The 14,542-nt window shown below is 71.1% G+C and carries 9 protein-coding genes and 2 tRNA genes; 9 read left to right on the plus strand and 2 right to left on the minus strand.

Features of this window, described 5'->3' with window-relative positions:
* Positions 1–113 precede the first annotated feature (113 nt).
* Together cimA and AB5J73_RS21120 are read left to right on the plus strand one after the other, a co-directional pair.
* Positions 114–1,745 carry a citramalate synthase gene (gene cimA / locus AB5J73_RS21115; protein WP_370971481.1) on the plus strand — a complete coding sequence of 544 codons (1,632 nt, stop codon included), beginning with the start codon at positions 114–116 and terminating at the stop codon, positions 1,743–1,745.
* 4 nt (positions 1,746–1,749) lie between these two features.
* Entirely contained in the window at positions 1,750–2,520 is a 771-nt protein-coding gene (locus tag AB5J73_RS21120; protein ID WP_370971483.1) for a fumarylacetoacetate hydrolase family protein, read from the plus strand.
* On the opposite strand, the gene AB5J73_RS21125 is transcribed toward AB5J73_RS21120, so the two are convergent.
* Complete coding sequence (locus AB5J73_RS21125; protein ID WP_370971485.1) at positions 2,517–3,767, minus strand: FAD-dependent oxidoreductase; 1,251 nt, start codon at positions 3,765–3,767, stop codon at positions 2,517–2,519. The genes AB5J73_RS21120 and AB5J73_RS21125 overlap by 4 nt on opposite strands.
* 378 nt (positions 3,768–4,145) lie before the next feature.
* Here AB5J73_RS21125 and AB5J73_RS21130 point away from each other — a divergent pair, with 378 nt between their 5' ends.
* The 3 genes from AB5J73_RS21130 to AB5J73_RS21140 all read left to right on the plus strand — a co-directional run bounded on the left by AB5J73_RS21130 (position 4,146) and on the right by AB5J73_RS21140 (position 5,270).
* The gene (locus AB5J73_RS21130) at positions 4,146–4,973 is read left to right on the plus strand and encodes an HAD family hydrolase (protein WP_370971487.1); all 828 of its coding nucleotides are present in this window, start codon (positions 4,146–4,148) and stop codon (positions 4,971–4,973) included.
* A 49-nt stretch (positions 4,974–5,022) separates the two neighbouring features.
* Positions 5,023–5,094 (plus strand) — tRNA-Gln (locus AB5J73_RS21135).
* A 100-nt stretch (positions 5,095–5,194) separates the two neighbouring features.
* A tRNA-Glu gene (locus AB5J73_RS21140) sits at positions 5,195–5,270 on the plus strand.
* Positions 5,271–5,636: 366 nt separating this feature from the next.
* Here the strand turns inward: AB5J73_RS21140 and AB5J73_RS21145 are convergent.
* The gene (locus AB5J73_RS21145) at positions 5,637–7,574 is read right to left on the minus strand and encodes a hypothetical protein (RefSeq protein ID WP_370971489.1); all 1,938 of its coding nucleotides are present in this window, start codon (positions 7,572–7,574) and stop codon (positions 5,637–5,639) included.
* A gap of 36 nt (positions 7,575–7,610) precedes the next feature.
* Between AB5J73_RS21145 and AB5J73_RS21150 the strand changes: the two genes are divergently transcribed.
* Genes AB5J73_RS21150 through AB5J73_RS21165 form a run of 4 tightly spaced genes read left to right on the plus strand, consistent with a single transcriptional unit; the run spans position 7,611 to position 14,536 of the window.
* Positions 7,611–10,247 (plus strand): fibronectin type III domain-containing protein, encoded by a 2,637-nt coding sequence (locus tag AB5J73_RS21150; RefSeq protein ID WP_370971490.1) that lies wholly within the window; start codon positions 7,611–7,613, stop codon positions 10,245–10,247.
* A 27-nt stretch (positions 10,248–10,274) separates the two neighbouring features.
* Positions 10,275–11,240, plus strand: a complete 966-nt coding sequence (locus AB5J73_RS21155; RefSeq protein WP_370971492.1) for an AAA family ATPase — start codon at positions 10,275–10,277, stop codon at positions 11,238–11,240.
* A gap of 3 nt (positions 11,241–11,243) precedes the next feature.
* Positions 11,244–12,395: a DUF58 domain-containing protein gene (locus AB5J73_RS21160; RefSeq protein WP_370971494.1), complete on the plus strand. Its 1,152-nt coding sequence runs from the start codon at positions 11,244–11,246 to the stop codon at positions 12,393–12,395.
* Positions 12,392–14,536: a DUF3488 and transglutaminase-like domain-containing protein gene (locus tag AB5J73_RS21165; protein ID WP_370971495.1), complete on the plus strand. Its 2,145-nt coding sequence runs from the start codon at positions 12,392–12,394 to the stop codon at positions 14,534–14,536. The genes AB5J73_RS21160 and AB5J73_RS21165 overlap by 4 nt, the downstream gene beginning before the upstream one ends.
* The last annotated feature ends 6 nt before the right edge of the window (positions 14,537–14,542 follow it).

Raw genomic sequence — 14,542 nt, forward strand, 5'->3', positions numbered from 1 at the left:
GCGATCATTATCGACGAGCGCGCCGGACGATAGCTCCACAAGAGCCCCCGGCGCGCAACCTCTCGCACCCTGCGGGAGGTTTTTTTGTTGCCTCGAAACGCTAGGAGATGACCGTGACCCGCCAGGAGCCCGCCGATACCCCGCTCGGTGACGCCTTCCACCTCTACGACACGACGCTTCGCGACGGGGCGCAGCGCGAAGGCATCACCTACTCGGTCCAGGACAAGCTCGCCGTCGCGCGGCTGCTGGACGAGCTGGGCGTCGGGTTCATCGAGGGCGGCTGGCCGGGGGCGCTCCCCAAGGACACGGAGTTCTTCGCCCGCGCGGCGAAGGGCGAACTCAAGCTGAAGCACGCCGCCCTCGTCGCGTTCGGGGCCACGCGCAAGGCCGGTACCACCGCCGACACCGATCCGCAGGTGCGCGCGCTGCTCGACAGCGAAGCGCCGGTCATCACGCTCGTCGCGAAGTCCGACCTGCGGCACATCGAACGCGCGCTCCGCGTGGACGTCGACGAAGCCTGCGCCATGGTGCGGGACACCGTCGCGTTCCTGACGCGGGAAGGCCGCCGGGTCTTCCTCGACGCCGAGCACTTCTTCGACGGCTACGCGTTTTCGCCCGAGACCTCGCTCAGGGTCCTCGACGCCGCCGCCCACGCGGGCGCCGACGTGCTCGTGCTCTGCGACACCAACGGCGGGCAGCTGCCGCTCGACCTCGCCCGGACCGTCGGGGAAATCAAGGAAAAGACCGGATTCCGCCTCGGGATCCACTGTCAGGACGACACTTCCTGCGCCGTGGCGAACTCCGTCGCCGCGGTGCAGGCCGGCGTGACGCACGTCCAGTGCACCGCCAACGGTTACGGGGAACGGGCCGGCAACGCCGACCTCTTCGCCGTGACAGGGAACCTCGTGACCAAGCTCGGCATGGACGTCCTCCCGACCGGAGGAGCGGCCGAGCTGACCCGGGTCTCCCATGCCCTTGCCGAAATCGCGAACATCGCCCCCTACACCCACCAGGCTTACGTAGGGGCGTCGGCTTTTGCCCACAAGGCAGGACTGCACGCGAGCGCGATCAAGGTGGATCCGTTGCTGTACAACCACATCGATCCGTCTTCCGTCGGCAACGACATGCGGGTGCTGGTCACCGAGATGGCCGGCAGGGCCAGCCTCGAGCTCAAGGGACGTGAGCTCGGGGTCGACCTTGCCGGCCGGCCCGAAGCGCTGACGAGCGCCATCACCAAGGTCAAGCGCCTCGAATCCGAAGGCTGGTCCTTCGAAGCCGCCGACGCCTCCCTGGAACTGCTGCTGCGCCAGGAGGCCGACGTCCCCGCCGAGGCGCCGTTCGAGCTCGAGTCCTACCGCGTGGTCCTCGACCACCGCGCCGACGCCGAGGTCGTGTCCGAGGCGACGGTCAAGGTACACGTCGGCGGCCAGCGCGTGATCGCCACCGCCGAGGGCATCGGCCCGGTGCACGCGCTCGACGCCGCCCTGCGGAAGGCGCTCTCCCCGCACCTGTCCTGGTTGGACAGTGTGGAGCTCGCCGACTACAAGGTCCGCATCCTCCAGGGCCACCCGGGCACCGACGCGGTGACGCGCGTGCTGGTCGAGAGCACCGACGGCGAGCGTGAGTGGACCACGGTCGGGGTGCACGGCAACATCGTCGAGGCCAGCTGGCTGGCCCTCTGCGACGCGCTCGTCCACAAGAGCTCGACCGTGGCCCCGGTCACGGATCCGGCGGACGTAGACTGACGCGGTGCGCCTAGCCCGTATTGCTCATCCCGGTGGTGTCGCGTTCGCTTCGGTCGAAGGGGACGGTGACGACGCCCAGGTCCTGGAAATCGCCGAGCACCCGTTCGGCAACCCCAACTTCACCGGCAAGCGGTGGCCGCTGGCCGACGTCCGGCTGCTCGCGCCGATCCTGCCGTCGAAGGTGATCGCCGTCGGCCGGAACTACGCCAAGCACGCGGCCGAATTCGGCAACGAGGTGCCCAGCGCCCCGATGCTGTTCCTCAAGCCGTCCACCACGGTCGTCGGCCCGAACGCGCCGATCCGGCGTCCGTCGGGCATCGGCCGCGTCGACTTCGAGGGCGAGCTGGCCATCGTCATCGGGCAGCCGGTGAAGAACGTGCCCGCCGCCCGCGCCGCGAGCGCGATCCTCGGCTACACCGTGGCCAACGACGTCAGCGCGCGCGACCTGCAGAAGTCCGACGGCCAGTGGGGCCGCGCCAAGGGCTTCGACACGTTCTGCCCGCTCGGCCCGTGGATCGAGACGTCGCTCGACGCGTCCGACCTGGCGTTGCGGGCCGAGGTGGACGGCGAGCTCAAGCAGGACGGCCGCACGTCCGACCTGGTCCACAAGATCCCCGAGCTGGTCGAGTTCGTCTCCGGCGTGATGACGCTCCTGCCCGGCGACGTCATCCTGACCGGCACGCCCGAGGGCGTCGGCCCGATCGAGGGCGGCCAGAGCGTCTCGATCACCATCGAGGGCATCGGCACCCTGACCAACCCGGTCGAGAACGTCTAGTCCCGCGCCACCGGCTCCATCGGCCGCCGGGCGAACGCCGGAGCGTGCTCCGGCCGCAGCCCGAGGCCGAGGAGCCGGGCCGGGAAGTACGACAGCCGCGGGAACCGCGCGAACGCCTTGATCATCGGCTCAGGCGGGCCGTTGCGCTTGTCGGTCATCACCCCGCGCACGACGGTCCGGTGCATCAGGCGTTGCAGCCCCTGCACCATCAGCGTCGGCGCGAGCCGCCGCGAACGCACCTTCGCCAGGTCCGCCTCCGTCGGCCGGCCCCGGCGCAGCGGTTCGGCCAGCAGCGTCGCCGCCGCGACCGCGTCCTGCACCGCGAGGTTGATGCCGACGCCGCCGATCGGCGACATCGCGTGCGCCGCGTCGCCCAGGCAGAGCAGCCCGTCGACGTGCCACCTGCGCAGCAGGTTGAGCCGCACGTCGAGGAACTTGACGTCGTCCATCGTCTTGAGCTCGTGCACCCGGTCGGCGAACTCGGGGCAGATCTGCGTCACGTTCTCCCGGAAGGCCTCGATGCCCTGCTGCCGCAGGTCGTCGCCCTTCGGCGCGAGGTAGGCGACCTGGTAGAAGTCCGGCCGGGGGAGCGGCACGGCGAAGCGCCGGTCCCGCATCTTCGGCAGCAGCATGCCGCCCTTTTCGTCCTCGTGCCGCGAGAGCCGGAACCACCAGACGTCGAACGGGCAGTCGTACTCGTGCGGCACCAGGCCGGCTTCGCGCCGGGCCGACGACCAGCGGCCGTCGGCGGCGATGACCAGGTCTGCGCGGATCTCCCCGGTCTCACCGGCCGCCGTGCGGTAGGTGACGCCCGCGACGCGGCCGTGCTCGCGGACGAGGCCGGTGCACTCGGTCTCCATCCGCTGGACGAACGTCGGCTCCTTGCGGGCGCTCTCGGCGAGCAGGTCGAGGAAGTCCCACTGGGGCACCATCGCGATGTACCGGTGGGCGACCTTCAACCGGGTGAAATCGGCGAGCTTCATCATCTCGCCGTTGTCCTGCGGGAACCCGGCCGCGGTCAGTTCGCTGTGCGGCAGCGCGTGGAACTTTTCGCCGAGGCCCAGCTCGTCGAGCAGGGTCAGCGTCGAGGGGTGCACCGTGTCGCCGCGGAAGTCGCGCAGGAAGTCCGCGTGCTTCTCCAGCACCGTCACCTCGACACCGGCCCGGGCCAGCAGCAGCCCCGCGACCATCCCGGCCGGCCCGCCACCGATGACGACGCAGCTCGTGCGCTCGGCCATCTCGACCATCTCCCCATCTATTCATCGCTTGTTGAATAACTTGAGGATGCACCCGCCGGACCCCGGCGTCAAGGGGTGTGACCGGGGATACGCTGATCGGGCGAGCCCGCTTCGTTACCGGAAACCGTCCAAACGCGACGGTTGGTCGAATTTGCCCGGGAGTGGCCGGGGTTCACGGCCGCGCGCTTGTGGACCGAACGGATCTCCCGTCGCCGCAACGGTTTTCACGGGATGGGACCGGTGCGCACCGGAGGAGTCGACGTGGCCCCGGATAACCGTCGGAAGACGGTGCGCCAACTGGGAGTAGAGCCGGTGCGCCGGAACAGGCGAACGCCAATCACCTTTTTGGCAGCGTCGCGAACGCGGCGGTTGCCCTAGCCTCACTGGGTGGATTTCGCCTTGGCACCCCGGACCCCTTCGCGAACCGCCTCGCCCACCGCGGGAGCGTCCGAGCCCTGGGCGCCGCCCGAGTTGCGGCTGGTGTGCCTGGACATCGACGACACCTTGATCGACTGCACCGCCGCGATCCGCCGCAGCCTCCACATCCTCACCGGCCGGGGCGACCTGTGGCCGTTGTGGGACTTGATCACCGAAGAGCACGTCGCCCTGGTCGTCGCCGGCGAACTCGACTACGCGACCATGCACCAGCGGCGCACCGACTGCTTCCTCGCCGAGATCGGCATCCTCGCCGACGCCGAGCAGGTCATCTCGTTCGAACGCCGCCGAAGAGAACTGCTCGACCATTCGTGGCAGTTGTTCGACGACGTCCTCCCGTGCCTGGAGTGGCTCCGCGCGGCGGGCCTGGCGCTGGCCGCCGTGACGAACGCCTCGGGCGTCCACCAGCGGCGCAAGATCGCCGACCTGGGCCTGGCGCCGTTCTTCGACCACGTGGCCATCGCGGGCGAGCTGGGCGTGGCCAAGCCCGACCCGGTGATGTTCCACACGGTCTGCCTCGGCATGGACTGCGCCCCCGCCCAGGCGGTCCACGTCGGCGACAAACTGGACACCGACGCGATCGGCGCCCGCGACGCGGGCCTGGGCGCGATCTGGCTCGACCGCGACGGCATAGCGGAGCGCGCCCCGGCGGGCGTCCACACGGTGACCGGCCTCGCCGAGCTGCCTGAGCTGCTGGTTTCCGAGTACGCGACGATCGGCGTCCCCGCCCAGCGCCGCGGTGAGACCCCCGCGTTCACCGTCGGGAACGGCGTGCTCTAGTATTTCTCCTCGTGCGGTGCTGAACCGGCAAGCCGGGAAAGTACCTCACTGGGGTATGGTGTAATTGGCAGCACGACTGGTTCTGGTCCAGTTAGTCTAGGTTCGAGTCCTGGTACCCCAGCTGCGGAGAGTGACCCCCCTGCAGAGCGAGAAATCGCCTCTGGTAAGTTCTCTCCAGCAAGAAAAACAGAAAAGCCCCTGGGAAACCAGGGAAGTTCCTAGCCCCCGTCGTCTAGCGGCCTAGGACGCCGGCCTCTCACGCCGGTAGCGTGGGTTCGAATCCCATCGGGGGTACCAGCAGTAATGAAGGAAGTCGCGTTGACTCAGGTCGACGCGGCTTTTTGCTGTGTGTAGTGGGCGCCACGTCGGCGGAGATCCTTTCCGCGCTTGAGTCGGATGACTTCGAACAGCTCGTACAGGAGCTCCCGCGATGCTTTCGCCAGGTTCACGGCGAGGTAGGGGAGTGCATCCAGCCGAGCGATGATCGCCAACGCCCCTGATTCGCGAACATGTGGCAGCCGACCTGCCGCTCTGATCATTCGCTGATGAGGTGTGGCCCGGCGTGGACCTTCTTCGCGCGGTCGATTGGGTCTGAACGCTCGTCCGGATCGAGCCTGCTCCAAAGAAATCCCACGGACCGGCCTGGGTGGCTGACCGCGCGGACTAGATTCTCGGCTTTCCCGGCGTGAGCTTGCCGGCGCTGTAGGTCCAGGTGGTCTGCGCGCGGCCACTGGGACAGCAGTGGGCGTCGTCGGGGTGGTACCAGTCTTCGATGGCTTCGATGCGGCCGCGGGAGATCGCGATCGTTTCGACGCCCGAGGTGTACGTCTGCGGTGTCTGCTTCTGTGCCGTGACGACGCCGACCGGGGCGGGTTTGCCGCTCTTGCCGGTGATGACGACGAATCCCTGCCCGGGGACGCCGTTGCCGCCGCTGAAGTTGCAGTAGACGTCGATGGCGGCTTCGTCGAGGCCGTCGCCGTCGAGGTCGCCGTAGACGACGGTGCCGTTGGTGCCCGCGTCGAGAGGCCCGTACCGGGACGGGATACCGCCGGCGGAACCGTTGCGCAGGGTGAAGTCGCCGTTGGTGTCGCAGAGGGCGGCCGGGACGCGGATCGAGGTCAGCTTGGTGCGGTGCAGGTCCACCGGTGGTACGTGGGCATCGACGGTGATCGTGAACGTATCGGTGCCGCTCGCGCTGCGGACGACTCCTTCGAGGCCGGCCGCGACCAGGCCGATGCCGGTGGTGAGGATGCCGATCGCCACCTTCACCCGGCGGCCTGTCTCATCGTCTTTCACCGCCGCGCTGACGCAGGAAAGCACCGACTTGGTCAGATCGGCGACGGCTTCGGCGGTCGGTGGCGTCGGGACGTGCGCGGCCTCGATCGCGTCGCCGAGGCAGCGCATGCTGTCGGCGGCGGTCTCGAGGTGTCCGGCGCCGCTCTCGAAGACCTCGAGTGCCTCTTCGACGCCGAACAGCAGCGCCATGCCGAGGTAGGTTCCGGCGTCGATCTTCCCGGTGATCACACCGGGGAGCCGGGCGACCGGGAAGCGGTAGGTCCGTGGTACGCCCGGGATGAGGAGTCCTTCGGCGTACGGCTTGGTTTTGATCAGGGTGTCGTAGCCGGCGAGCACGGCTGCCTTGCCGGCGTCCACGGTGCCAGGCGGCTCCAAGACGGCCTCGGGAGCGGCGCGGAGCAGCCACGGCAGAGGCGAGCCGGGCGTCATCGTGACGACCGCTTGGCCGTTCTCGACGCGGAGGCACGACCACACCGGATTTCCGGCGACGGCCCCGCCGAGCGTCACGCTCGTGCCGTCGCCGGTCGTCGCGGGCGAGGTCGAGCAGGTGGGCTTGGCCGAGGTGATCCCGGTCGTCTGCGCGGCGAAGCGCGTTACGGATCCAGTCAGCTTGCCGAAGTCGAAGAAGCCCGGCCAGAAGCTGCTGAGGTGGTCGATTTCCGCGGTCAACGTCCGTTCCCCGGCGTTGTACACAGCCGGAATCAGGTGTGTTTCGGCCGTGCCGGCCGGATTCGTCAGCACCGCTCCGGCCGCGGCGGCGGGTGGCGAGGCAGGAACGGGGAACCGGATCGACATCGGTTTGGCGGGTTGCATTCCGTTCGCGAGTTTCAGTTCGAGCGGCGAGCCGGTGCCGGCGAACATGGACGCACCCTTGCCGAACGGGGCGCCGGTCCCGGCCTCCGCGCTGAGGACCGTGCCCGCTGGTGCCACCCCGGCCGGGCCCGTGACGAGAATACCGGCCACCACCAGGGAAACGCCTTGCTCGGTGACCTCCGCCGTGGCACTCCGCCCGGCGGCGGGGGCAGCACCGCCGCCGCCGAACACGACGATCGCGCCGACGGTGGCCAGGCAGGCGACCACGGTGGCGATCGCGATCGACCATTTGACACGGTTTCGGCTCACCCCTCGGAGATCGCCGCATCGGCCGCGAGGTGTTACGGCGGATGTGGTGTTGTTATCCGAGGGTGTCAATCGGCGGGAAGAACCGGTTTCGCCGCTGGTTTGTTGGTCATTTTCGGTGGCCCTCGCTGTAACAGCAATACGCCCTCCGGCGCTTAAGAGGATCGTGGCCGCCGGACGGATCAATCGCGGCCGCCGTTTCCCAGCGATTCTGGAGGCCGAGTGCCAGGGCAAAGACGAACGCGTGCCGCGGTCGCGGTGTGGGCGGGAGTGTTCCTGGCCGCGACGACGTTCGTGGTGGTCGCGGCGAGCAGCGACGCGCGCCCGGACCTGGACTTCCAGCAGGAAGGGCACTGGGTCTACAACGCGGCCGAGCAAGCCGCCTTCCACGTCAACGGCGGGACCAAACAGGTCGACGCGCGCACCGGCAAGGTCCAGCTCACCGGTGCGGTCGCGATGGGGCAGGGCGACCGCCAGTTGAGCGCCGTCGGCGACGGCAAGGCCGTGGTCTTCGGGAAGTCCGACCTCGCCGTAGCGGCCACGTTGGCCGCGCCTGGCGGAGATGTCCCGGTCAGCCTCGAAGTTCCCGGCGGGCCGTACTACGTCTACAAGCAGGCCGGCACGGTGGTGCGGTTCGCGCAGCTGCCGCCGGTCACCATGCGGGCCGGGGGCACGGTCGGTGAACCCGCGCCGCTCGCCGACGGCACGATCTGGTTCCAGCGGGTCGACAACGGCGCCTTGTGCCGGGTCAAGCGTGATGCCGGGGATGTGCTCTGCCCGGTGGACACCGGCGGCAAGCAGGGTGACGTGGTGGCGACCGGCGACCAAGCGGTCTTCGTCGACCCGGCCGGGGGAACGATCACCCCGTTCGGGGAGCGGGGTGCCGGTACGCCGGCGAACCTCGGGGTGCGGGTCGGCAAGGACGCCCGCACGGCGACCGTCGCGGTCGCCCAGCGGCTGCCCCTGGTCGACCCGGCGGACAACCGGCTGATCCTGGCCGGCCTCGACGGCCTCGGCGGCGAGCGACCCGGATCGGCGCCGATCACCGTCGGCCTGGGCCAGGGTGACTTCGCCGCGCCGGTGACGTCGACGGACGCCGTCGCGGTGCTCGATCGCGCGGGCCGGCGGGTGCTGACGTTCACCCCGACCGGCAAGCAGAAAGCCACGACGCCGCTGCCCGAAGGCGCCGGCCGGCCGCGAATCACCCGCGGTCAGGACGGGCGGGTGTACGTCGACGCCCAGGACGGCGCCCACACCGTGGTGGTCGACCACGACGGATCGGTCACCACGGTCGGTATCGGCAAGCAGGACGTGCCGTCCCCGGACACGCCGAAGACGCCTCAGCCGCCCGTGAACCCGCCGCCGGTCGCACCGCACGGCAAGCCGCAGGCGCCCTCGGCCGGCAAGGGGACGAAGGACCCGGCGAAGACGGCTCCGAAGGCGCCGGGTGCGCCGGGGCCGGTCCAGGCGCAGCCCGGCAACGCCACGGTGAAGGTGTCCTGGGGTGAAGCGAGTGCGAACGGCGCGGCCGTCACGGAGTACCGGGTGAGCTGGCGCTCGACCGCCGGGGAGGGCACCGACGGCGCGCTGGGTGTCGGGGGCAACCAGCTGCAGACCGACGTGCCCGGCTTGCGCAACGGTGCGACCTACGTCTTCACGATCATCGCCGTGAACTCCGTCGGTACCGGTCCCGGTGCCGACTCGCCGCCGGTCACGCCGAGCTCCGAGGTCCCCGGTGCACCCGGTGCGCCGACGGCGACCGCGGGCGAAGCCGGCACGGTGCAGCTGACCTGGGCGCCGGCCGACGGGCAGGGGCACCGGATCACCGGCTACACGGTGACCGCGCACGGCGCCGACGGCAGCACGACGGCCGCGGGGACTTCGACGGAACCGTCGCTCACCACCGCGGCCGGCGTGCTGACGCTCGGCACCGCGTACACGTTCACCGTGACCGCGGCCAACGAGCTGGGGCTGTCCAGTGCGGACTCCCCGTCGAGCGGTGCGGTTTCGCCGTACTCGCCGGCCGCGGCGGTCGGCGGCCTGAGCGCGGCAGCCGACGACTCGACCGTGACCCTCACCTGGACCGCGCCCGAGCTCAACGGTGGCGACCTGGCCGGGTACCTGGTGGAGGCCGACGGCCTGACGCCGCAGACGGTCACCGGCACGACAGCGACCTTCAACGGGCTGTCGAACGGCACCAAGTACAGCTTCACCGTGAAGGCGCAGACCCGCCAACGCGGCACGACCGGAGCCACGGTGGACGGCGCGCCCGCGACCGCCGAGGCCACGCCCGGCCGGGCCCCGATGGTGGACGTGACCGGAGCCTCGAGCAGTGGCGACCGGCAGATCACCCTGACGGTCAACGTTTCGGACTACAGCAGCGGTGCGGTGACCTGCCACGTCGTGTTCAACGGCGCCGAACGCTGGACGGGCGGTTGTGCCAGCGGCAGCTCGATCACGGTCGGCGGCCTGGACTACGCGACCACTTACGACATCTACGTGACGGGCGAGAACAGCTTCGGCCGCGGGCCCACCGGGTCGAGAGGATCGGCGCGCACCAACGATCCGCCGCCGCCACCGCCGTCGGTCACGGTGTCCAGAGGTGGCGCCTACTCCAGCTCGGCTTGCACCGACCCGAGCTGCGCTTACGTCGTCATCTCGGCGCGCAACTTCGCCGCCAACGCGAGCTATTCGGTGTCCTGTGTGTCCTCTGGCGGCGGGACTTACTACACGTACAAGACGCCTGCGCGAACCAACGGTTCCGGCGCTTTCGACAGCGCCGTCTGCTTCTTCGGCTACCGGGGCCAGCAGGTCTGGGCCGTCGTCGGTGGCGTCGAGTCCAACCACATGACCTGGTGACCCGGTTTCAGTGAACGAGGAGAACGAATGAACCAGCAGCTGACCCCGGGCGACGCCTACAGCCTGATCTCGGCCAACGTGCAACGCGTCGTGCAAGGCAAGCCCGACGTGGTCCGGATGGCGATCGTCGCCATGTTCGCCGAGGGCCACGTCCTGCTGGAGGACGTGCCCGGTCTCGGCAAGACCACACTGGCCCGCTGCCTCGCCGCGAGCGTCGACGGCACGCTGAACCGGATCCAGTTCACGCCGGACCTGCTGCCCGGCGACATCACCGGCGGGTCGATCTACCACCAGAGCAGCGAAACGCTCGAGTTCCACCCGGGTGCCATTTTCGCGAACATCGTGCTCGCCGATGAAATCAACCGCGGCACGCCGAAGACGCAGTCGGCCCTGCTGGAGGTGATGGCCGAAGCGGCGGTGACCGTCGACGGTCACCGCTACGCCATGCCACGGCCGTTCCTCGTGCTGGCGACGCAGAACCCGATCGAACTCGAAGGCACCTACCGGCTCCCGGAGGCGCAGCTGGACCGGTTCCTCGTACGGCTCAGCGTCGGCTATCCCGGCCACGACGCCGAAGTGCAGGTGATCTTGGGCGACATGGCGGGGGCAACGCCCGCTCAGCTGGGTCCGGTCCTGAGCCAGGACGCACTCGCCGGCGTGATCGCCGCGGTGCGGCAAGGGCAGGTGCACCCGGCCGTCTGCTCGTACGCCGTGAGCCTCGCGGAGGCGACGCGGCACCACGAACTGGTGCGCTTCGGTGCCAGCCCCCGTGGCAGTGTCGCCCTCGTCCGTGCCGCACGGGCGTGGGCAGCCACCGACGGCCGCGCCTACACGACGCCCGACGACGTCAAGGCCGTGGCGCCCGCGGTGCTCGAGCACCGGCTCGTGCTCACCCCGGAAGCGGAGCTCAACGGCCGCAAGCCCGCCGACGTGCTCGGCGAGGTGCTGCGGGCGGTTCCCGCCCCCGGTGGCTCGGCGACGGTCCGGGGCTGAACCGTGCCGTCCATTCCTGCCCCTCGTGGTCTCCGGCTGACCCGCCGGGGCACCGGTCTGCTGGGCGCCGCCGCGGTCTGCCTCGCCGCCGGGATCGGACTGGGTTTCCCGCTCCTGCGGCTGGTCGCCGGTGCGGCGACCGCCGTGGTCGTCGTAGCCGTGCTGAGCTGCCTGCGACGGGTGAGTGTCGACGTCCACCGCGAACTCGTGCCCGACCGGGTCGAACGAGGCGACACCGCGGTCGCCACGCTCACCCTGACCAACCGCTCGCGCCGGCGCAGCGGCGGGTTCACCGCCGTCGACCCGCCCACCGAGGACGCGCGGCTCGCCGTGCACCCCCTCGCCCCCGGCGCTTCGGTCGAGAGGGCCTACCGGCTGCCGACCCGGCGGCGCGGCGTGCTCACGGTCGGCCCGCTGACCGTCCGGCGCGCCGACCTGCTCGGACTGGTCGCCGCGGACGCGCGCGGCGGCAGCACGTCGACGCTGCTCGTGCACCCGCGGCGGCACCGCGTCGGTGTGAGCCTGGGGGCCCACCCGCGCCACCACCACGAGGGTGTCATCGCTCCGCGGCCGATGGCGGGTTCGGCCGACCTGCGCGCCGTGCGCGAGTACGTGCTCGGTGACGAGCTCCGGCACGTGCACTGGCGCGCCACCGCCAAGACCGGCCGGATGATGGTGCGCGAGTACGTCGATCCGGCGCAGCCCCGGTTCACGGTGCTGCTCGACGACCGCGCCGGAGCACTCGACGAGGACGGCTTCGAGGCGGCCGTCGAGATCGCCGCTTCGCTCACCCACGCTGCCACCGCCGCGGGCACCCAGACCCGGCTGCTCACGACGACCGGCCTCGACCTGAACACCCGGGGTGGTGTGGCGGGCAGCCGCGTGCTGCAGGACGCCCTCTGCGCCGTGGAACAAGGCACCGACGAGCTGAACTCCGAGGTTCTGGTCTCACGGTGTGCCAGCGGCACCAGTCTGGCTCTGCTCGGCGGCAGGTTCGAGACGGCTTTGGTCGGCGCATTGGGCAAGAGGGCGCGCGAGGTGACGCTGTTCGACTTCGGGAACTCCGAGCCGGTCGTGCTGCCCGGCGTGACCGTCATCAAGGAGCGTGACGCCGTCGCGGCCGCGGCGGCCTGGAACCGGGTGGTGGCCGCGTGACCCGGTTCGCGGCGTGCGCCGCGGTCATCGTCGCGGCCGGCATCGGCGGCCTGCTGTTCCAGCCGGTGTTCACGCTGCCCGCGTTGCTCATCCCGGTGCTCGCCGCCTGCGTGGCCGTCGTGGCCGCGGACCTCGCCGCCATACGCGCGCCGGCGGTCCTGCGGCCGCCGCTGGCCTTGCTGTTCGGGCTGCTGGCCCTCATCGCCACCGTGCTGCGCCCGACGTTGAACGGCGTCCTGCCGACGTCCGCCACGGTGCACGCGCTGGGCGACGGACTGCTGCACGGATGGCTGCGCACCCTGGAGAGCACGTGGCCCGCCCGGCCGGAGCCGGAACTCCTGCTGTTCGTGCCCGTGCTCGTGCTGCTGACCGGCGTGCTCGGGGTCGAATGCCTCCGCCGGGACCGCAGTCCGCTGGTGGCGCTGGTCCCCAGCCTGGCGCTGGTCGGGCTTTCGCAGGCGTTCTCCGTGGCCGACGGCGGAGACGCTCTGCTGTTCGGCGGCGGCTACACGGTGGCCGCGGTCGTCGTCCTGGCCGCGGCGAAGTCGGCGGAGAACCGGATCGGGGCACCCGCCGGGCACCGGCGTGCGGCGCGGCTCCGCGGTTCGGTCACCGGGTACGCGCTACCGGCGGTGGCGACCGTCGCGGCGATCGCGGCCGGCTGCTTGGCGTTCACGGCGTGGACGCCGCTGAGCAGGCCCGCGTATTCGCTGCCCGCCCACCACCAGCCGCCGGCGGTCACTTCGGTGCTGGCCAATCCGCTCGACGAGATCGGCTCGCGGCTGGCGACCCCGGCCGCCGAGGTGTTCCACGCCCGCGTCTCCGCACCGGTCGACCGGTGGACCGTGTCGGTGCTGAACCGCTTCGACGGGGTGAACTGGACGAGCAGCGCGCGGTTCCGGCCGCTGGGCAGCACGTTGCCGGGCCTCGCCGGGGTCCCGGCAGGCGGCCCGACGGCCGAAGCGGCCGTCACGCTCGCCTCGGCGCCGGGTGCCTGGCTGCCCACGGTCACCCGGACCGACCACGTCGAGGGAGCCAGCCCGCTGGTGGACCCCGCCACCGGGACCCTGCTGTCGACCCAGGCCGCGGACGGGCTGGCCTACCGCCTGTTCTGGCGCCCGCCGTCGGTGGACGCCCCGAAGCTGGCGTCGTCCGATGTGGACGGCGCGGCGGACGGGCTGGAGCCGGTGGGACAGCTGCCGAAGGAGATCGCGCCGCTCCTGCGTGAGGCCACCGGCGGATCGGGGCCGTCGCTGCGGACCGCGTTCGTCCTGGAACAGTGGTTCCGCAAGAACTACAAGGTGGCCTCGGGGGAGGACATCCCGACCGGGCACGGCTACGCGCAGCTGAGCTTCTTCCTCGCCTCGAGCAAGCGCGGCACGAGCGAACAGTTCGCCACGGCCTACGCCGTGCTCGCCCGCGCCGCGGGCCTGCCGGTGCGGGTGGCGGTGGGGTTCCGGCAGCCGGCGGCCGCGCCGGGTGGCTCGGTCGTGGTGCACAACAGCGACGTCCTGGCGTGGCCGGAAGTCGCGGTCCGCGGGGTCGGCTGGGTGCCGCTCGACCCGTCCGGCGCGGCCACCGCGGACGCCGGACGGCCGGAAAGCAGCGTGGCGCAGGCGACCGACGACGCGCGCAAGAATCTCCCGCCGCAGCCGGACAACCGGCCGCAGCCGACGACGAACCCGCCGCCGCAGCCGGCGGCGGCCGGCACTCCGTGGTGGGTGTGGATCGCGCTCGCCCCGCTGGCACTGCTGCTGCTCGTCGCGCTGACACCCGTAGCGGTCAAGACCGTGCGGCGCCACCGCCGCCGTCGCGGTGCACCGGCGGAGGCGGTGGTCGGAGCGTGGCTCGATGCCCGTGACCGGTTGCGCGACCGCGGTGTCACGGTGGTGCCCGGCATGACGGCGCGAGAGCTCGCGGCGCTGGTCGGGCCGGACTACCCGGAAGCGGTCAGCCAGGGGCTCCGGCAGCTGTCCCAGTGTCTCGACCTGGCGTTGTGGTCGGGGTGGACCGCCTCCCCGGAGGTGGCGCGGCGGGCCTGGGCGGCGTCCGACGCCGTGCGCGCCGCCAGTCGGGGCAGCTTGCGGCAGCGGATCGCTTCGCTGTTCGCGGTGCGCAGCCTGGTGCCCGTGCGAGCGTGAAATGCC

It is taken from the genome of Amycolatopsis sp. cg9 (assembly GCF_041346945.1).
In the GTDB taxonomy this organism is placed as follows: domain Bacteria; phylum Actinomycetota; class Actinomycetes; order Mycobacteriales; family Pseudonocardiaceae; genus Amycolatopsis.